General features: G+C 71.0%; 16 protein-coding genes. 7 read left to right on the top strand and 9 right to left on the bottom strand.

Annotation, left to right across the window (positions count from 1 at the left end; genetic code table 11):
- The first annotated feature begins 52 nt into the window (after positions 1-52).
- Positions 53-1,399: a uracil-xanthine permease family protein gene (locus MIAR_RS00190; protein WP_285629789.1), complete on the top strand. Its 1,347-nt coding sequence runs from the start codon at positions 53-55 to the stop codon at positions 1,397-1,399.
- A 329-nt stretch (positions 1,400-1,728) separates the two neighbouring features.
- Here MIAR_RS00190 and MIAR_RS00185 read toward each other — a convergent pair whose 3' ends face one another.
- Positions 1,729-2,346 carry a TetR/AcrR family transcriptional regulator gene (locus tag MIAR_RS00185; protein WP_285629786.1) on the bottom strand — a complete coding sequence of 206 codons (618 nt, stop codon included), beginning with the start codon at positions 2,344-2,346 and terminating at the stop codon, positions 1,729-1,731.
- Between the two features lie 121 nt (positions 2,347-2,467).
- Here MIAR_RS00185 and MIAR_RS00180 point away from each other — a divergent pair, with 121 nt between their 5' ends.
- Both MIAR_RS00180 and MIAR_RS00175 read left to right on the top strand, forming a co-directional pair.
- Positions 2,468-3,340 carry a DUF1266 domain-containing protein gene (locus MIAR_RS00180; RefSeq protein WP_285629784.1) on the top strand — a complete coding sequence of 291 codons (873 nt, stop codon included), beginning with the start codon at positions 2,468-2,470 and terminating at the stop codon, positions 3,338-3,340.
- Entirely contained in the window at positions 3,328-4,389 is a 1,062-nt protein-coding gene (locus MIAR_RS00175) for a hypothetical protein (protein ID WP_285629782.1), read from the top strand. Before MIAR_RS00180 ends, MIAR_RS00175 begins: the two co-directional genes overlap by 13 nt.
- 172 nt (positions 4,390-4,561) lie before the next feature.
- On the opposite strand, the gene MIAR_RS00170 is transcribed toward MIAR_RS00175, so the two are convergent.
- Together MIAR_RS00170 and MIAR_RS00165 are read right to left on the bottom strand one after the other, a co-directional pair.
- Positions 4,562-5,188, bottom strand: coding sequence for a response regulator (locus tag MIAR_RS00170; RefSeq protein ID WP_285629780.1), 627 nt, complete (start codon positions 5,186-5,188; stop codon positions 4,562-4,564).
- Positions 5,185-6,432 (bottom strand): sensor histidine kinase, encoded by a 1,248-nt coding sequence (locus tag MIAR_RS00165; RefSeq protein WP_285629778.1) that lies wholly within the window; start codon positions 6,430-6,432, stop codon positions 5,185-5,187. Before MIAR_RS00165 ends, MIAR_RS00170 begins: the two co-directional genes overlap by 4 nt.
- A gap of 128 nt (positions 6,433-6,560) precedes the next feature.
- Between MIAR_RS00165 and MIAR_RS00160 the strand changes: the two genes are divergently transcribed.
- Positions 6,561-7,019: a CinA family protein gene (locus MIAR_RS00160; protein ID WP_285629776.1), complete on the top strand. Its 459-nt coding sequence runs from the start codon at positions 6,561-6,563 to the stop codon at positions 7,017-7,019.
- A 343-nt stretch (positions 7,020-7,362) separates the two neighbouring features.
- On the opposite strand, the gene MIAR_RS00155 is transcribed toward MIAR_RS00160, so the two are convergent.
- The 5 genes from MIAR_RS00155 to MIAR_RS00135 are packed head-to-tail and all read right to left on the bottom strand — an operon-like array spanning position 7,363 to position 13,656.
- On the bottom strand, positions 7,363-9,078 hold the full coding sequence (locus MIAR_RS00155) for an acetyl/propionyl/methylcrotonyl-CoA carboxylase subunit alpha (RefSeq protein ID WP_285629775.1): 1,716 nt from the start codon (positions 9,076-9,078) through the stop codon (positions 7,363-7,365).
- The gene (locus MIAR_RS00150; protein WP_285629774.1) at positions 9,075-10,772 is read right to left on the bottom strand and encodes a 5-oxoprolinase subunit B/C family protein; all 1,698 of its coding nucleotides are present in this window, start codon (positions 10,770-10,772) and stop codon (positions 9,075-9,077) included. The genes MIAR_RS00155 and MIAR_RS00150 overlap by 4 nt, the downstream gene beginning before the upstream one ends.
- Positions 10,772-11,572, bottom strand: coding sequence for a putative hydro-lyase (locus tag MIAR_RS00145; protein ID WP_285629772.1), 801 nt, complete (start codon positions 11,570-11,572; stop codon positions 10,772-10,774). The genes MIAR_RS00150 and MIAR_RS00145 overlap by 1 nt, the downstream gene beginning before the upstream one ends.
- Position 11,573: 1 nt before the next feature.
- On the bottom strand, positions 11,574-12,344 hold the full coding sequence (locus MIAR_RS00140) for a LamB/YcsF family protein (RefSeq protein ID WP_285629770.1): 771 nt from the start codon (positions 12,342-12,344) through the stop codon (positions 11,574-11,576).
- Between the two features lie 34 nt (positions 12,345-12,378).
- Positions 12,379-13,656: an NRAMP family divalent metal transporter gene (locus MIAR_RS00135; protein ID WP_285629768.1), complete on the bottom strand. Its 1,278-nt coding sequence runs from the start codon at positions 13,654-13,656 to the stop codon at positions 12,379-12,381.
- 114 nt (positions 13,657-13,770) lie between these two features.
- Between MIAR_RS00135 and MIAR_RS00130 the strand changes: the two genes are divergently transcribed.
- From MIAR_RS00130 to MIAR_RS00120, 3 genes are all read left to right on the top strand, one after another.
- Positions 13,771-14,409 (top strand): GntR family transcriptional regulator, encoded by a 639-nt coding sequence (locus tag MIAR_RS00130; protein ID WP_285629766.1) that lies wholly within the window; start codon positions 13,771-13,773, stop codon positions 14,407-14,409.
- A gap of 97 nt (positions 14,410-14,506) precedes the next feature.
- The gene (locus tag MIAR_RS00125) at positions 14,507-16,126 is read left to right on the top strand and encodes a hypothetical protein (RefSeq protein WP_285629765.1); all 1,620 of its coding nucleotides are present in this window, start codon (positions 14,507-14,509) and stop codon (positions 16,124-16,126) included.
- A 349-nt stretch (positions 16,127-16,475) separates the two neighbouring features.
- Complete coding sequence (locus tag MIAR_RS00120) at positions 16,476-17,291, top strand: zinc metalloprotease (protein ID WP_285629762.1); 816 nt, start codon at positions 16,476-16,478, stop codon at positions 17,289-17,291.
- 76 nt (positions 17,292-17,367) lie between these two features.
- Here the strand turns inward: MIAR_RS00120 and MIAR_RS00115 are convergent, their stop codons facing one another.
- Entirely contained in the window at positions 17,368-18,369 is a 1,002-nt protein-coding gene (locus MIAR_RS00115; RefSeq protein ID WP_285629760.1) for a LacI family DNA-binding transcriptional regulator, read from the bottom strand.
- Positions 18,370-18,371 lie beyond the last annotated feature (2 nt).

The following is an 18,371-nucleotide window of genomic DNA, read 5'->3' as shown; positions in this document are numbered from 1 at the left end:
GGGTTTCCTCGGCCCTGATCCGGACCCGCCGCCCTACTCCTGAGGAGCACCCATGCCGCTGTGGAAGATCCACGGTGACGGTCGCACCGTCGCGCCCGACGCTGTCGTCCGCCCCGAAGAGCGCCTGAACTGGCCCGCCACCATCGCGATCGGCGTGCAGCACGTCATCGCCATGTTCGGCGCCACGTTCCTGGTGCCGATCCTCACCGGATTCCCGGTGCCGACCACACTGCTCTTCAGCGGCGTGGGCACGATTCTGTTCCTGCTGGTCACCCGCAACAAGCTGCCCAGCTACCTCGGCTCGTCGTTCGCGTTCATCGCACCGGTCACCGCCGCGACCGCGGCGAACGCGACCGGCGCCAGTAACGGCATCGGCTCGGCCCTGGCGGGCATCGTGGCCGTCGGCGTGCTGCTGGCGATCATCGGCGTCGTGGTGCACACCGCCGGGGTGAAGTGGGTGGACCGCTTCCTGCCGCCGGTGCTCGCCGGCACCATCGTCGCGCTGATCGGGTTCAACCTGGCGGGGGCGGCGCACAACAACTTCGCCCAGGCGCCCGTCACTGCGTCGTTCACGCTCGCGATCACGATCCTGTTCGCCGTGGTGTTCCGCGGCTTCCTGGGTCGCATCTCGATCTTCCTCGGCGTGATCGCCGGGTACATCTTCGCCGGCATCCGGGGCGAGCTGGACTTCAGCAAGGTCGACAAGGCCGCCTGGGTGGGACTCCCCACCTTCCACCTGCCCGACTTCGTCTCCCCCGGCACCTGGGCCGTGATGGCGATGTTCCTTCCCGTCGTGCTCGTGCTCATCGCCGAGAACGTCGGTCACGTGCGCGGCGTCGCGACCATGGTCGAGGACCCGAAGATCAACGAGAACACCGGCAAGGCACTGATCGCCGACGGCATCTCGACCACGCTCGCGGGCTTCTTCGGCGGCTCGGGAACGACCACCTACGGCGAGAACATCGGCGTCATGGCGTCCACCCGCGTGTACTCCACCGCCGCGTACTGGGTGGCCGGCATCACGGCCATCCTGTTGAGCATGTCGCCGAAGTTCGGCGAGGTCATCAACTCGGTGCCCGCCGGTGTGCTCGGCGGTGTGACCACCGCGCTGTACGGCCTGATCGGCGTGATCGGCATCAAGATCTGGGTGGACAACAAGGTCGACTTCTCGCGCCCCGTCAACCAGTACACGGCCGCCGTGGCCCTGATCATGGCCGTCGGAGGCTTCCAGATCACGGGTGAGAACGGCTTCGTACTGGGTGGCATCGTGATCGCCACCGTCACGGCCATCGTCATCTACCACGGCGGCAACGCCATCGCGCGTCTGCGCCGGACCGGCGCAGACGATCCGAAGCCTCTCCAGGCTGTGGGCGCGCTGGGCGGCGACCCGGAGTCCTGAGTCCGGCTTGAAGGGCCTCGGATGCTGCGCACAGCGGCATCCGAGGCCCTTCGGCGTCTCCGGCATCGGGCGCGCATGCCTCGGTCGGGAGCGCGCCCCGCATCGTGTCTCAGTACCCGCGGGTGCGAGCACGACAGGCCCACCGCGTCTGTGACACGCGCGCCACCATGTCCCAGAAGGCGCGGATCGCGGCATCCGGAACCCGCCACTGGTGGAACACGCGTGCCGGCAGGTTCCGCAGGATGTCGTCACGGTGCCAAGGGCGCCGCAACTACGATCACGGTGCCCAGGGCGCCGCAACTACGATCACGGCACCAAGGGCGCCGCGACTACGCGGGCAGGGCGCCCACGGGGTCGCCGAGGCCGTACCGCAGATGCACCCAGCGTCGCGCCGCGTCGATCGGGAAGGATCCGTCGGAGGCCGCATAGCGCCCGGCGATGCCCTCCAGGAGGGTGCGCAGCATCCCCTCCTCCAGCGCGGGATCCGCCGCCCCTCGCTCGGCGAAGATCGAGCGGACGGCCTGCTCGGCGAACTGCACCGCGTCGCTGTGCCGCTGCTCCGACTCGGCGACGATGCGCCGCGTCGAGGGCTGGTGCGCGAGCGAGAGCATTACGCGCTGCAGCGACCGGTGCGCGACGGCGGCGATGAGCGCAGCGTCGATCACGCCGCGCAGCCGGGCGTCCGCGTCCATCTCACCGGGTGCCCCCTGGCCGTGCGCGAGCCCGATCAGGGTCTCGTACCAGCGGTCGGCCACCGCTCCGACGAGCTGATCCTTGCCGCCGAAATGGTAGTTGACCAGGCCCTGGGCGACCCCCGCACTACGGGTGATCTCGGCGATCGTCGTCTCGTGCACGCCCTGCTCAGCGAACAGCTCGATCGCGGACCGCAGGATGCCCTCGCGCGTGCGCTCGCGGGCGAGGCGATTCTGCTCCTCGGACCGGGCCACGCCGCTCACCTCCCGCGACCCGACGCGCAGGACTTCCGCGATCGGGGCCGTGCCCTCTACAGTACTCATTGAACGGTAGTTCAATCTATGGATCGGCCACCTGCATTCGACCGGAGAACCCATGCATCCTTCTGCGCGCGTCAACCTCAACGACCTCGGCTCGATCCTCGAGTGGCTCATCGGCCAGTGGTGGGTGTGGGCCATCGTCGGCGTGGTCGTGCTCTTCTTCGTGGTGGTGTGGCTGCTGCCCGACGCGAAGGTCGTCCCCTCCGCGGACTTCTCGACCACCGACACCGAGGCGAACGAGATCGCGCTGGGCTACATGCAGATCAGCAACCTGCCCTCGGGACCGTGGAACGACCCCACCGCCCCCGGCATCGGCGACCGCGAGAAGAAGCAGCTCGCCGACCAGTGGGGCCTGCACTCCCGCCAGGACTGGCTCGACAACATCGAGCGGCTCATGACGGTGCGCCGCCGGCGCGACCCGTGGGTGGTCTCGCTGCAGCTGCGCGCCGACCTCGCCACGCAGCTCGGCCGCGTGCCGAAGACGAAGGAGTGGACCACCGCCATCGTCGAGGCGGGCGGCAACAAGCGCGATGCGCGCACCTTCGTGGCTGCCATCGAGCACATCGAGGGTCAGGTGCGCAAGCTCGCGGGCAAGGACATCGTCCCTGCTGACGCGTTCGTGAAGACCCTCGACGGCTACGCGCTCGGCCAGGCCGTCGCGCTGGCGACCTGGGGCGTCGCGCTCGGGTACGGCGACGTCGCCGAGGCGCGTCAGCTCATCCACCGCATCAACGTCGAGGGACGCCCCGCGTTCGGCTCCTGGGTCGACTTCGGCCTCAGCTACATCGCCGGCCGCGTGATGCACTGGAGCGACGGCAACATCGGCGACAAGACCTTCGACAAGCTCGGCGACAACTGGTCCGACCTCAAGGCGGCCTGCACCGAGAAGCGGAACGGCCCCTGGGCCGCGCTCTCGTGGAAGCTCTGAACCAGCCGCTGCAGGTCGAGCTCGGCCCGCTGCGGGAGCGGATGGGGATCGGCGATCTGCTGCGGTACGAGCGGCTCGCCGGCATCCCGCTCCGACGTCGCTTCTTCGTCGCGCTGACGGGGGTGCTCCTGCTGGCGATCGCCATGCTCGTGGCACTCGTCTGGCTGGACCGCACCGGCATCCTGGCGCAGGCCCCGGTGCTGGGGATCTTCGCCGTCGGCTACGCGGTGCTCGCCGCTGTCGGGTTCGTCTGGTACGCGATCGACCTCACCCGTCGTGCGCGGCTGGCGCTGTTCGCGTGGGTGAACGGCTGGGCCTACGCGGACTCGCTGGAGGGCACCCGGCGTCCCGGCTCGGCCTTCGCCCGCACGCTGCGCAGCCGGGAGCGCGGCGTGGTCGCCAGCGACGACGAGCGCCTGCCCTTCGAGCTCGGACGCAACTTCTCGATCGGCACGCGGGACTGGGGCGCCACCGTGCAGCGGCCGTTCGCGTTCGTCGAGCTGCCACTGCCGGTGAAGGTGCCGCACATCGTGCTGAAGAACCGGCGCCGCAGCATCATCCCGACACTCGGGCTCGGCCGCGGCGGGGCGCGGATGGAGCTGGAGGGCGAGTTCGCCAAGCACTTCCTGTTGCTGGTGCCGGAGGGGTACCAGCAGGACGCGCTGTACATCTTCACGCCCGACCTGATGGCCCGTGTGATCGACCTGGGCGCCGGCGCGGAGATCGAGCTCGTCGAGGACCGTCTGTACGTCTACCTGCCGGGCGGGACGCGCTTCGACCGTCCCGCGACCATGGAGGCGACGCTGCGGCTCGCGGAGGAGTTCCAGCGACGCTTCGCCGCGCGGACGGAGCTGTACCGCGACGATCAGGCGGGCGATCTCGCCGCGCGGGCGGGTGTGGCGATCGGCCTGCGCGGTCAGCGGCTGGCGGGCAGTGGCGTCTCCCTGATGGCCGTCGCCGCGACGGCCGGGGTGCTGCTGCTCTCGGCCGGGGTGACGGCGTTCTCGCTGTTCGGCGGAGACCTGCTGCGGGCGTGGGGCGCCGGCTGACCGGCATCCGCTCATGCCGCCGCCGAGACATGTCCCGGAAGCGGTGGGTGAGCCACCCGCCATCCCGCCCCTTCTGGGACATGGCCGGTGGCAGGTCCCAGAAGCCGCGGGTCACGGCGGGCGGGAGTCGCCGCTTGTGGGACAGGCTGCGGCGGATGCCGGCTGACAGGCGTCAGCGCCGGATGATGCGCTGCTCGATCGCGGCGGCCACGGCGCCGGCGCGCGTGTCGACGTAGAGCTTGCTGTAGATGTGCGAGAGGTGCGATTTGACCGTCGCCTCGGACACGAACAGCGCCTTGGCCATCTCGCGGTTCCCGAGGCCGTCGGCGAGCAGCTCGAGCACCTCGACCTCGCGCTCGGTGAGCCGCGGCTCCGGCGATGACGCCCGGCGCATGAGCACGCCGGCCACGGAGGGAGCGAGCGCGGGCTCCCCCTTGGCGACCGCCTGGATGCCGGCGAACAGCTGCTCCGGCGGCGCGTCCTTGAGCAGGTACCCGGCCGCCCCGGCATCCAGCGCCCGCAGGATGTCCGACTCGCTGTCGTACGTGGTCAGCACGAGCACGGCGGGCGGGTCCGGCAGCGCACGCAGGCTCGCGGTGGCCTCGATGCCGCCGGGCCCCTCCCCCAGGCTGAGGTCCATCAGCACGACATCCGGATGCTCCGACTCGACCACCTGCACGGCGTCGGCGGCGTTGGACGCCTCGCCGACCACCTGCAGGTCATCGCGCGATTCGAGCAGCGCGCGCACACCCGCGCGCACCACGGGATGATCGTCGACGAGCACCAGTCGCAGGGTCATGGCTCGGTCCTCTCAGAAGCAGATGCCGTGGGGAACACGGCCGAGAGCGTGGTGCCCTCACCGTGCGCGCTCTCGATCTCGAGCTGCCCGCCGACCGCCGCGATGCGCTCGGCGATGCCGTCGATCCCACGGCCTCGTCCCTGGGCGCGACGCTGCGCGGCAGCCTGCTGCCGGGCGGCCTGGCGCGCGTCGAAGCCGATCCCGTCGTCGCGGATGTCCAGGCGCAGCTCACCGGGCTGCGCGGTCAGGCTGACGACGGCCCGGCTCGCCCTGCCGTGCTCGGCGACGTTGGCCAGAGCGCCGCGCACGGTGCGGATGATCGCGGATGCCACGGGCAGCGGCACGTCCTCGATCTCGCCGTGACTGCGGAACTCCGCACGGAGGCCGTGCTTCGCGGCATCCGCCACCACCCGCTGCACGGCGGCGGGCAGCGATCCGGCGGTGCCCTCCAGCTCGCCGGGAGCCAGGTCGCGCACGACGCGGCGCACCTCGTCGAGCCCGGCGCGGGCGGAGTCGGCGGCAGTGCGCACCTGCTCGCGGGCGGCATCCGGGCGCCGGTCCCAGCTCTGCTGGGCGGCCTGCAGCAGCAGGTTGATGCTGGAGAGGTTCTGTCCGACCGAGTCGTGGATCTCGCGGCTCAGGCGAGCACGCTCGGCGAGCCCTCCGGCGCGGTGCTGGGCAGCGGCGAGCTCGGCCTGCGTCTCTGTGAGCTCGTCGACCAGGCGCTGGCGGGCCGTGGCCTCGCGGTCGAGTGCGCGATAGGCGATGATCGTGGCGAACGCGATGCCGACGGGCCCGGCCACGATGGTCGGGTCGAACTCGGGCGTGATGCGGGCCTCGGCGGCGATCACGACCGCCGTCATCGCGGCGATCACGGCGGATGCCGGCCAGAACGGCAGGATCTGCAGCACCTGGAACGCCAGCGGCACCGCGCACCACGCGAACGAGGGGGCGATCAGCGTGAGCACCACCCACAGGGCGGTGACGACGAGCGTCCAGGCGGCGGGCCAGGCACCGCGGCGGGGGACGATGCTCTGCATCAGCGCGACGGCACCGAGCACGGCGGCGCCGGCCAGGATGATCCAGGTGGTGTGGTCGACGCTGTGCCTGATCACGTAGCGCACGGCGCAGACCACCAGCAGCGCCAGCAGCACGACGAGCAGGGCCCGCCCGAAGCGCACCGGTGCGAGGATGCCGCGCGCGCCGGTGTCGGCCTGCGCGATCCCGCCCGTCTCCGTACTCATGGCGCAAGCCTACGGATCGGCGGCGTCGACGGTCATCATCCGATCGGCTGGAATCCGGCCTCGAACCGAGCCGGATGCCCGATGTCAACCCGTCGCCGCCGCGGCCGGCCCCCGGGTAGCGTCGGCTCATGGACGATGTGCAGCAGCTGAGCGATCTCGCGCGGGCCCGCGGCCTGCGGATCGCCGTCGCGGAGTCACTGACCTCGGGAACCCTCGCCGGCACGATCGGCGACGGCAATCAGGCGAGCGAGTGGTTCGCAGGCGCCGTCGTCGCGTACATGGTGGCGGCCAAGGAGCGCGTGCTCGGTCTCGCGCCCGGCACGGACCCGTGCTCGGCGGACTGCGCCGAGCAGCTCGCTCGCGGGGCGCGCGACCTGTTCGACGTCGACATCGCGGTGTCAACGACCGGTGTCGGCGGACCCGATCCCGAGGGCGGCCACCCCGCGGGGACGGTGTTCCTCGGCTGGGCGACGCGCACCGCCGCCGGTCACCGCCGACTGGACATCGACGGGGATCCCGACCGGGTGCTCGCGGCGACCGTCGACGCGGCCGTGCGCATGCTGGTGTTCCACACCGCCGAGCTCTGAGCGGGGCCCGCGTGTCGGGACTCGCGGCCGGGACGCACGGCCGGAGGGTGTCCCACTGGAGGTGGGTCATCGCCGCCGGCATCCACCACTTCTGGGACATCGACGGCGGCCGGGGTCAGAAGCCGCGGGTTCTCGACCCGACCACCCGCCAGTGCGGGGACACGGCGAGCAGCCGGGCCCAGAGGGACAGGTACGCATCCCGCGCACCCGCCGGTCATAGGGCACCGTGATCGGCGGACCCCCGGATGCAGCGGGCCCGCCTCTGCCGAGGCATGGGCCGCGGTCCGTGGAGAGTCGCGGCAGGGCGGGACGCAGCGGCGATGTCCGACCGGATGCCTCGGCCTCAGCCGATGCGGCCGATCACGGCATCCGCGGCGACCATGTCGCCCACCGACACCACGTGCGCGAGAGTGCCCGCGCGGTGCGCAGGCACCGGCGTCTCCATCTTCATGGCATCCAGCACGGCGACCGTGTCACCCTCGGCGACGCTCGCGCCGTCGTCCACGAGCCAGCGCACGAGCGTGCCCGGCACGGGCGCGTGCAGTTCGGCCGGATCGGCGGCTTCCGTCCCGGCCGAGGGCGCGGCAGCGGCGCCCGCGAACCCGGCCAGCAGAGCCGTCGGCAGTCCGAGCATCACGCGGCGCCCGTCGATCTCGACCGGGAAGCGCTGCAGACCCGCATCCGGGACCGGCGCCGGACGCAGCTGCGGCTCGAGACGCGGAAGCAGCGCCGCCTCGATCCACTGCGTGTGCACGGCGAAGCCGTCGGTCGCGAACTCGGGCTGCTCGACGGCGAGGCGGTCGAAGCCGATCACGGTCGCGGGCCCCTCGACCTCCAGCTCGCGCAGCGCTCGGCGAGCGCGCACGAGGGCAGCATCGCGGGAGTCGGCGTGCACGATGAGCTTGGCGATCATGGAGTCGAACGCCGGCTGCACGGCATCCCCGGCCTCGATGCCGCTGTCCCAGCGCACGCCGGGGCCGCCCGGGACCCGCAGACCGGTCACGATGCCCGGGCTGGGCAGGAATCCACGGCCCGGGTCCTCGGCGTTGATGCGGAACTCGAACGCGTGACCGTGCGGCTCCGGCGTGCCCTGGAACGACGGACCCTCGCCGAACGCGATGCGGAACTGCTCGCGCACCAGGTCGACGCCCGTGACCTCCTCGGTGATCGGATGCTCCACCTGCAGGCGCGTGTTGACCTCGAGGAACGAGATCGTGCCGTCGGCGGCGAGCAGGAACTCCACGGTGCCCGCGCTGCGGTAGTCGACCTCGGCGCAGATGAGTCGGGCGGCCTCGTGGATGCGCTCGCGCTGCTCCGCGGTCAGCCCGGGTGCGGGGGCCTCCTCGATGAGCTTCTGGTTGCGGCGCTGCATGGAGCAGTCGCGGTCGCCGACCGCGATCACGCCGCCCCGGCCGTCGCCGAGCACCTGCACCTCGATGTGGCGCGGGCTCTCCAGGAACCGCTCCACGAAGCACTCGCCCCGGCCGAAGGCGACGATCGCCTCGCGGGTGGCGGCGTCGAACGCCTCGGCCACCTCGGCGAGCTCGCGCACGACCTTGATGCCTCGGCCGCCACCACCGTATGCGGCCTTGATCGCGATGGGCACGCCGTGCTCCTCGGCGAAGGCCACCGCCTCGGCGGGGCCCGACAGGGGCTGATCCGTGCCGGCAGCCAGGGGTGCGCCGACGCGCTGTGCGATGCGGCGCGCGGTCATCTTGTCGCCGAGCGCCTCGATGCTCGCGGGCGCGGGGCCGATCCAGATCAGGCCGGCATCCTCGACGGCGCGGGCGAACGCGGCGCTCTCGGACAGGAACCCGTAGCCCGGGTGCACGGCGTCCGCTCCGCTGCGGCGAGCGGCGTCCACCAGGGCATCGATCGAGAGATAGGTGTCAGCGGCGGTGGCGCCGCCCAGCCCCACGGCCTCGTCCGCCAGGCGCACGTGCAGCGCGTCGGCATCCTGGTCGGCGTACACGGCGACCGAGACGTACCCGGCCTCGGCGCAGGCGCGCACCACGCGCACGGCGATCTCGCCGCGGTTGGCGATCAGGATCTTGGTCATGACGGGCTCTTCTCGGTGGGGATGGCGTCGGAGAACGGAGACGACTGCGGCATGTCGTCGTCGAATGCTGCGCGACTCGCCGACGCGGACGGGGATCGTCCGGGTTCCCCGGGATCGACGATGCGGAAGCGGATGCGGGCGCCCGGCGGCAGCTGCCCGGCGAGATCGAGGCCGCGGTCGGTGAGCGCGCCGATGATCGGGTAGCCGCCGGTGAGCGGGTGGTCGGGCAGGAACAGCACGGGCTGGCCGTCCGGCGGCACCTGGATGGCACCGTTGACCGCGCCCTCGCTGGGCAGCTCGCCGGCGACCGAGCGCTCCAGAGGCGTCTCGCCGTGCAGGCGGATGCCGACGCGGTCGGAGCGCGGCGTGACCGTCCAGTCCTGGCCGGTGAGCGTCTCGATCGCGGCGGGAGTGAACCAGTCGTCGCGCGGCCCGAGGGTGATGTCGAGCTCGACGAGGTCGCCGGATGCCGGCAGCGCGCGCGGCTGCGGATGCGGATCGGCCGAGAGGTGCCCCGCCTCCCCGATGCCGAGCATGTCGCCCGCGGCGAGCGGCGCCGGCCCGAGTCCGGCGAGGGTGTCGGATGCCGTGCTGCCGAGCGCCTGCGGGGCGAGCACGCCCCCGCGCACCGCGATCACGTATCGCAGGCCGTGCCCAGGGTGGCCGAGCGCGAGTTCGTCGCCGTCGGCCGTCGCGAAGGGGGCGCCATGCGGGATCGTGCGCGTCGCTCCCGCGGCATCCGTGAGGGTCAGCTCGCCGATCGCTCCCGCGACCGCCGCGACCCCGTCGCCGCGGAACCGCAGCACGCATCCGCCCACGCTCTCCAGGACGGCGGCATCCGGCCGGTTCCCGACCGCGCGGTTGGCGTCGCGCAGCGCGGTGCGGTCGGCGACGCCGGATGCCGAGACGCCGAGCGCGGCGTGCCCGAACCGCCCCAGGTCCTGCACGAGCAGCTGCAGCGAGGGCCGGACGACCTCGATGCCGGGGTTGGGCTGCTGAGCCTGTCGAAGCACCCCCTCATCGGACGCAGGACCCTCCGCCAGTGTCAGGGACCCCGCAGAATCCGGGCTCAGGGCCCCAGCGACGGCAGCCCGAACCCGCTCGAACCTCACCAGCGTCCCCGGCGAGAGCAGCGCCGGCGGGTCGCGGTCGATGTCCCACATCGCGGCATCCGTGCGGCCGATCAGCTGCCAGCCGCCCGGGCTCTCGCGCGGGTACACGCCGGTGAAGTGCCCGGCCAGAGCCACGGATCCCGCCGGCACGCGGGTGCGCGGCGACGAGCGGCGCGGCACGTCGAACAGCGGATCGGTGCTGACCGTGTACCCGAATCCGGGCGCGAATCCCGAGAACGCGACCTGCCATTCGGCGGAGAGGTGCCGGTTCACGACCTCCTCCGCGGAGACGCCGAGCAGCGTCGCCACCTCGTCGAGGTCCTCGCCGTCGTAGCGCACGGGAACCTTCACCTCACGGGTGTGCGGCACGTGCTCGGCATCCACCTCGGTCGACTCCAGCACCGCGGCCAGCTCGCCCGCCGAGACCCTCAGCGGGTCGAAGCGCACCAGCACGGTGCGCGCGCCCGGGATGCGCTCGACGACGCCGGGCACTCCATCCCATGCGAGGTTGAGCCGCATGGCCTCATCGAGGTCGGCGGCCTCCGCGAGCAGGGCGCGATCGGATGCGGTGAGGATGCGCATCAGACGACGTATTCCGCATCGGGCACGTCGGTGATGAACATGTAGCCGGGAGCATGCGTCACGGCGAACGGCGGCCGGGATGCCATGATCGCCGCCTGCGGAGTGACCCCGCAGGCCCAGAAGACGGGGATCTCGCCCTCACGCACTTCGGGGGCGTCACCGAAGTCGGGGCTGCCCAGGTCGAGGATGCCGAGGGAGGCCGGGTCCCCGACGTGCACGGGAGCGCCGTGGACGGCGGGGGTCCGCCCGGAGATCTGCACAGCATCCGCCACCCTGCCCGCGGGGATGGGCCTCATGGAGACGACCATCTCGCCGCGCAGCCGACCCGCCGGAGTGCAGTCCACTTTCGTACGGTACATCGGCACGTTGCGGCCCAGTTCCTGATGCCGGATCGGGATGCCTGCCTCGACCAGGCCGGTCTCGAACGTGAAGCTGCACCCGATCAGGAACGCCACGAGGTCGGGATGCTCTGCCCACGCCGCACTCGCGTCGGAGACCTCCTCGGCCAGCTCGCCGTCGCGCCAGATGCGGTATCGGCCGATGTCGGTGCGGATGTCGCTTCCCGGTGCAAGCGCCGATTCGGTGCTCCCCTGCTCGATGACCTCCAGCACGGGGCAGGGCTTCGGGTTGCGCTGCGCGTAGAGCAGCGTCTCGAAGGCCCAGTCGGCCGGCACCGCGATCAGGTTCGCCTGGGTGAGGCCCGCCGCCACCCCGCTGGTGGGCTCGGCGAGACCCTCGCGGTACGCGCGACGTGCGGCGCGTGCGGCGGTGAGCTGGTCGAGGGTGGCGACGACGGTCATCTCAGGCTCCCCGGCCCGCGAACGGAGCGATCGCGATGCCCGCCTCCTGCAGCATCCGCTTGGTCTCGGTCGCCATCGCGATGGCGCCGGCGCTGTCGCCGTGCACGCAGATCGACTGCGCGTCGACACGCACATCCGTGCCGTCGATCGCACGGATCACGCCGGTCTCGGCGAACCGCACCATGCGCTCCGCGACCGCGGTCGCGTCGTGGAGCACGGCGCCCTCCTGCGTGCGCGAGACGAGCTGCCCGTCGGGCTGGTAGGCGCGGTCGGCGAAGGCCTCGGCCGCGACGGCGAGCCCGGCGCGAGACGCGACCTCGAGCACCACGCCGCCTGCCAGGCCCAGCAGCACGAGGTCCGGATCGATCGCCTTGATCGCGGCGACGACGTCGGCCGCCTGCCGCTCGTCGCGCGCGATCGTGTTGTACAGCGCGCCGTGCGGCTTCACGTACGCGACCCTGCCGCCGGCCGCCTTCGCGAGGCCCTCCAACGCGCCCAGCTGATATTCGACGTGGGCCTGCAGCGTTGCCGAGTCGATCTCGACGTTCGTGCGCCCGAAGTTCTCGTAGTCGCGGTATCCCGGGTGGGCGCCGATCACCACTCCGTTGCGCACAGCCGCGTCGAGCGTCGACCGGATGCCCTCGGGGCTGCCGGCGTGGAACCCGCACGCCACGTTCGCACTGGTGACGATCTCGAGCATGGCCGCGTCGTCCCCGACGATGCGGTCGAGGGTGTTCTCGCCCAGGTCGGAGTTCAGATCGATGGATGCCATGTCGGCCCCTTCCGTTGAGTGATGAGTGCGCGGCTCAGGCCCCGACGCCGAGGAAGGCGAAGATCGGGCCGATCGAGACGGCGCCCATGTACCAGGTCAGCAGCGTGACCAGCGTGCCGGCGATGAGGAGCCACAGCGGGTACTTGCGCGCCCCCAGCAGGTCGCGGCGGAACCAGCCGATGTACATGAACACGGTCAGTCCGATCGGCAGGATCAGGCCGTTGAAGCCGCCGACGAACACGAGGATCGCCGCCGGCGCGGTGCCGATGAGCAGGTAGATGATCCACGACACGACGATGAACGCGACCGTGGCCCACTGCAGCGACCAGCCGCCCAGGAACCGCTTGTGGAACGTGGAGAGGAATGTTGCCGAGGTGTAGGCGGCGCCGATCACCGAGCTGAGCGCCGCGGCCCAGAAGATGGCGCCGAAGATGCGCAGGCCCGTGTCGCCGAGCACGGCGCCGAACGCCTGGCCGGCGGGGTTGGCGGCCTGGCTGGACAGGTCGAGGGTGACGCCGGAGGCGACGACGCCGAGGATCGCGAGGAACAGCACGTACCGCATGATGCCGGTGACGAAGACGCCGTTGGCGGCCGCGCGCATCACGGGTCCGGCGTGCTCCGGGCCGGTGTGGCCGGATGCCAGGTAGCGGTGCGCGCCCGAGTAGGTGATGTAGCCGCCGACGGTGCCGCCGACGATCGTGGTGATGGTGGCGAAGTCGATCTTGTCGGGCAGCACGGTCTGGCGCAGCGCGTCGCCGATCGGCGGGCCGGAGACGATCGCGACGATCACCGTCATCACGATCATGCCGACGCCGAGGATGATGAGCACGACGTCCATCACCGGTCCGGCCTTCTTGATCAGGAAGATGATGATCGCGAGCGCTCCGGTGATCAGGCCGCCGATCTTCGGGTCGACGCCGAGCAGGGCGTTCAGGCCCAGTCCGCCGCCGGCGATGTTGCCGATGTTGAACGCCAGGCCGCCGATGATGACGAGCACGGCGATGACGTGGCCGGAGAAGGGGATCGCGCTGTTGGCGAGTTCACCGGCGCGCTTGCCGGACGAGGTGATCATGCGCCAGATGTTCAGCTGCACGCAGATGTCGATGATCACCGAGAGCAGGATGGCGAACGCGAACGCCGATCCCATCTTCGCGGTGAAGGTGGCGGTCTGGGTGATGAACCCGGGGCCGATGGCGGAGGTCGCCATGAGGAAGATGGCGCCGATGACGGCGCTGCGGCCCACGCGCTTCTTCGCGGCGGCCAGGCGCGCTTCGTCCTCGGCGGAGAGGGCAGGAGGTGTCTGCTCGGACATGAGGGGAGGTCCCATCGTCGTTGGTGGGTGTCGGATGACACCGAGTGTAGAACATATCAGGCCGGATTGTTGAACAATCTTTCATGACGCGCACCCTCCCCCTACCCTGGTGCTATGCCCACGCACACCCCGCTCGTCGACATCCTGCGCGAGAGGATCATCGACGGCGACTTCGCCCCCGGTTCACGCCTGTCCGAGTCGACCCTGGCCGAGCAGCTGGAGGTGTCGCGCAACACGCTGCGCGAGGCGTTCCGCGTGCTCGCCGAGCAGGGCCTGATCGAGCACGTGCCGCATCGCGGCGTCTCGGTGGCATCCCCCACGATCGCCGACGTGATCGACATCTACCGCGCCCGCCGCGTGATCGAGTGCACGGCACTGCGCCACTCCGAGCCCGAGCATCCGGCGGTCCGCCTGATGAAGGAATCGCTGGCGGATGCCGAGGAGCACCTCCCCGCCGAGGACTGGCGCCGCGTGGGCAGCGCCAACATGGCCTTCCACGACGCGATCGTCGCCCTGGCCGACAGCCCCCGGCTGGCCCGCACCTACCGCGACGTCGCCGCAGAGCTGCGCCTGGTGTTCCTCGAGATCGACGACCCGCGAGCCCTGCACGAGCCCTTCGTGCGCAAGAACCGCGCGGTGCTGGAGACCCTGCTTGAGAGAGGCCCCGCGGCGGCGGCCGATGAGCTGGAGCGCTACCTGATGGCATCCGAGCGCACCGTGCTCGGCGCCTTCACCCGCATGGGCAAGGCCTGAACTCCCGCGCATCCATCCGCTGAACAATCATTGCTTTCTTGTTCAACAATCCCTACCGTGTCGAGGAACAACGTTTCTTCAACGCGGAAGGATGATCATGCGCCCCTCCCCAGCTCGCGCCCCGCGCAGTTCGGCGACATGGAAGTTCAGACGACGCACGACCGGCAGCGCCCTCCTGGTGCTCGCGGTCGGCTCCACACTCGCCCTCGCGGGCGCATCGGCGGCCACGGCGTCCCCCGCCGACGACGCCGGGCCGCGCTCGATGACGGCACTGATCCCCGCCGCGCCTGAGGTCAGCGCGACGATCGCCGCCCTCGCTCCTCGCGGATGCACGGACGCCGCCCTCCCGATCACGGTCGAGGAGTCGCGCCTCACGGCCGTGCTCCCCGATGCTGCGGATCCGTCCCGGCCCGCGGACCGGACCTTCGCCCGCGCCATGGTCGAGGGGGCCGGTCTCGGCGACTGGACGACGGCGTTCGCGGGCAGGCTCTGCGACCAGAAGTCCCTCGCCAAGGCCACCGAGACCGTGAAGCGACTCGGCACGCACCTGTGGCGGGATGCTGTGAAGCGCGCCCAGTCGACGGGCCCGGTCGAAGGCGTGCTCCCGGCCGGCGACGACCGGCCGCTGTACTGGACGCGCATCGAGGCGATGTCGGTGCTGCACCAGTGGAAGGCGGGCTTCGCCATGACCACCGAGCAGCGCGCAGAGCTGGTCGAGGCGTTCGACAGGGCCTCGCGCGGCATGGGCGACATCTCGTTCCCCGCCGGAGACGTCAAGCGCGTCCTGGTCAGCGGCTTCGACCCGTACACCCTCGACGGAGGCGAGACCGGCTCCGCGCCCGGCACCGTGGGCAACAACATCCGCCACGGCAACCCGTCCGGAGCGACGGCCCTGTCCATCGACGGCACGACGACGACCGAGCCCGACGGCACGGTCATCTTCTACGAGGCCTACACGCTGCCCGTGAGCTACCCCGAGTTCGAGCGCGGCTACCTCGAGGACACCGTCGGGCCGTTCATGCGCCCCGGCAAGCGGCAGCTCGACGCATCGATCACGGTGAGCCAGGCCGGCGGCTCGCAGTTCAACCTCGAGCAGTGGAACGGGCGTTACCACGGCCCCACTCTCGGCAACGACCGCTACACCCCGTGCACGACGATCGGAGGCGTGCCGGAGCTCGCGGTGGACAACATCGGCTGCAACACGCAGGTCGTCGACCGCTGGGGCGGCGGGGACACCCTCACCGATCCGCCGCAGTGGACCTCTGCGACCCTGCCCATGGAGCAGATGATCGCGGCGCGCACCGGCTCCGACATCCCGCGCCCTCCGGGGGACACCTGGCCGGATGAGTCCGTCGCCTTCGGCGCGGTCTGGAACACGAACTACTCGTACTTCGCCGACTGCTCCTCGCCCGTCGTGACGAGCGTGAACCAGCGCGAGGTCGTGTACCCGCCGTCCGTCGCCCCCACGCCGCCGCCCGCCGACTCATGCGCCCGCAGCGGCGCCGGCGGTTCGTACCTGTCGAACGAGTCGGCCTACCGCAACACGCTGCTGCGCGACCGGATGGGGCTGACCATTCCGGCGGGGCACATCCACACTCCGGACATGCAGCACTTCGAGTCGGACTTCGGAGTGAGCGATGCCACGTTCGACGCGTGGCGCAGCGCGATCGCGGGGCAGGCCCGCGAGCTGATCCAGGTGGTCGGCGAGAACAGCTGAACGCGGCCCGCAGGCCGCTGAGCATCGAGGAGCGCCGGGAGCGCGGCGGGTTTCGCAGCCCGCTCGCTTCCGGCGCTCCTCGCGGTTCGGCCCTCATGACGAACGGACAGCGGATGCATGACAAATGGACAGTGTCTGCATGACGAACGGACAGGCGAACGCGCCCTCCTGGAACCCATCCGCCAGATGTCCGCGGCCCATTCTCCAGTTGCTTGACAGGGTCCAAAAACGCTCGTTACGTTGAGCGGGCTTCGGAGTCGGACCACGACGCAAGGACGCTCAACGGCCGGATCCGAGGTCCGTTCGCCGACCAGGCGGGCGGAATCGCTCAGTTCACAAGGAGCATTCCATGCGAATCAAGAGAACGATCGCGCTGGCTGCCACCGCAGCCGCCGCACTCAGCCTCGGCGCGGCAATCCCCGCCGCCGCGGCGACGCCCACCGTCGATTCCGGCATCCCGAGCTATCAGGAGTTCGCCGCATCGACCTATCGCGACATCGACGGCGGCTACGTCGTCAACGGCGACGAGCTGATCTCGGGGAAGGGGGAGCTGCGCACCTTCTACAACCGGCTCGTCGGGTCCGACTCGCTGACCGACGGCCTGATCGTCAACACCGTCAACGGCGTCGACGACAAGTGGTCCGCCGCGCAGGTCGGCAACCTGACCTACTGCGTGAGCACCAAGTTCGGCGCGCGTCACGACGACATCGTCGCCGCGATGGAGAGCGGCGCCGCCCTGTGGGAGTCGGCATCCTCGGCGATCGACTTCGTCTACGTCAGCAGCGCCGACGGCAACTGCACCACGCGCAACAAGTCAGTGCTGTTCTCGGTCGAGCCGGTCCAGACGTCCCAGTACATCGCCCGCGCGTTCTTCCCCAGCACGCCGGATCGTCAGATGAACGTCCTCGTCGACGACTCGATCTGGTCGTCGGGCTCCTGGACGCCGACGAACATCCTCGGCCACGAGCTCGGGCACACGCTCGGCTTCCGCCACGAGCACACGCGTCCCGAGTCGGGCACGTGCTTCGAGGACAACAACTGGCGTCCGCTCACGCCCTATGACTCCTCGTCGATCATGCACTACCCGCAGTGCAACGGCACCTCGGACGACCTGTCGATGACGAGCACCGACCGCGCAGGCGTGGTCGCTCTCTACGGGAACTGACGCACTCCCCGTCGTTTCCACCCGGGCCCGGTCGTTCGCGACCGGGCCCGGGTCGCGTTCGGGACCGGCCTGACGCTCAGACCGCGGGCGCCGATCCTCGCACGACCAGCTCGGTCGGCAGGATCGTCAGCGGCGCCGGGCGTCGTCCTGCGAGCACGTCGATGATCATGCCGGCGAGCATCTCGCCCTGATGGAACATCGGCTGGCGCACGCTGGTCAGATCGGATGCCGCGGCCAGGGCGGAGTCGTCGAAGCCGATCACTGCCACATCCTCCGGGACGCGCAGCCCGGCCGAGCGCAGCACGCCGATCGCACCGCGGGCCATCAGATCGCTGGCGATGAAGATCGCATCCGGACGCTCGGGCTGCTCGAGAAGACGCGCGGCGGCATCCGCCCCGCCCTGCTCGCTGAAGTCGCCGTCGACCTCGCCTGCGGGCTCGAGTCCGGCATCCGCCAGCGCGGCCAGGAAGCCGTCTCGCCGGTCGATGCTGACCGACATGGTCATGGTGCCCGTGATCGTCGCGATGCGACGGCGTCCGAGCGCGATCAGATGGGCGACAGCATCACGGGCAGCGGCCACGTTGTCGACGTCGATGATGATGTCGCTGTCCTGCGCGTTCGACCGGCGACCGCCGAACACCACCGGCACGGCGTCGGCGATGCTCCCGACGAACGAGTCGCTGGTGTGATGCGACACGATGATCGCGGCATCCACCCCGCCGTTGCGCACGAAGCGCACCATCTTGCCGCCCGGGTCATCGCTGGCGATGAGCAGGTTGAGGATGTAGTCCGAGTCCGCCAGGCGCGCGCTGATCCCGGCGACGACGGATGCCAGGAACGGGTCGCCGAAGAAGCGCGTGGTGTCCTCGGGGACCACCAGCCCGATCGCGTACGTCTGCCGGCTGGCGAGGGAGCGGGCGGCACGGTTGGGCGCGTAGTTCAGCTGGGCGATGGCGGTCTGCACGGCGGCGAGCGCCTCGGGGCTGACCGCCGTGGAGCCGTTCACGACTCGGGACACGGTCGAGCGCGAGACGCCGGCGAGCGCGGCGACCTCTTCGATCGTGGAGCGGGGCATCATCG

It is taken from the genome of Microbacterium arabinogalactanolyticum (assembly GCF_030268005.1).
Classification (GTDB): Bacteria; Actinomycetota; Actinomycetes; order Actinomycetales; family Microbacteriaceae; genus Microbacterium; species Microbacterium arabinogalactanolyticum.
Note: the sequence above shows the minus strand (reverse complement) of the source record. Positions and strands in the feature narration are given on the sequence as shown.

Coding starts and splice junctions, on each gene's coding strand:
- MIAR_RS00190 (WP_285629789.1), top strand. CDS start 53: ATGCCGCTGTGGAAGATCCACGGTGACGGTCGCACCGTCGCGCCCGAC.
- MIAR_RS00180 (WP_285629784.1), top strand. CDS start 2,468: ATGCATCCTTCTGCGCGCGTCAACCTCAACGACCTCGGCTCGATCCTC.
- MIAR_RS00170 (WP_285629780.1), bottom strand. CDS start 5,188: ATGACCCTGCGACTGGTGCTCGTCGACGATCATCCCGTGGTGCGCGCG.
- MIAR_RS00165 (WP_285629778.1), bottom strand. CDS start 6,432: ATGAGTACGGAGACGGGCGGGATCGCGCAGGCCGACACCGGCGCGCGC.
- MIAR_RS00160 (WP_285629776.1), top strand. CDS start 6,561: ATGGACGATGTGCAGCAGCTGAGCGATCTCGCGCGGGCCCGCGGCCTG.
- MIAR_RS00155 (WP_285629775.1), bottom strand. CDS start 9,078: ATGACCAAGATCCTGATCGCCAACCGCGGCGAGATCGCCGTGCGCGTG.
- MIAR_RS00150 (WP_285629774.1), bottom strand. CDS start 10,772: ATGCGCATCCTCACCGCATCCGATCGCGCCCTGCTCGCGGAGGCCGCC.
- MIAR_RS00145 (WP_285629772.1), bottom strand. CDS start 11,572: ATGACCGTCGTCGCCACCCTCGACCAGCTCACCGCCGCACGCGCCGCA.
- MIAR_RS00140 (WP_285629770.1), bottom strand. CDS start 12,344: ATGGCATCCATCGATCTGAACTCCGACCTGGGCGAGAACACCCTCGAC.
- MIAR_RS00135 (WP_285629768.1), bottom strand. CDS start 13,656: ATGTCCGAGCAGACACCTCCTGCCCTCTCCGCCGAGGACGAAGCGCGC.
- MIAR_RS00130 (WP_285629766.1), top strand. CDS start 13,771: ATGCCCACGCACACCCCGCTCGTCGACATCCTGCGCGAGAGGATCATC.
- MIAR_RS00125 (WP_285629765.1), top strand. CDS start 14,507: ATGCGCCCCTCCCCAGCTCGCGCCCCGCGCAGTTCGGCGACATGGAAG.
- MIAR_RS00120 (WP_285629762.1), top strand. CDS start 16,476: ATGCGAATCAAGAGAACGATCGCGCTGGCTGCCACCGCAGCCGCCGCA.
- MIAR_RS00115 (WP_285629760.1), bottom strand. CDS start 18,369: ATGATGCCCCGCTCCACGATCGAAGAGGTCGCCGCGCTCGCCGGCGTC.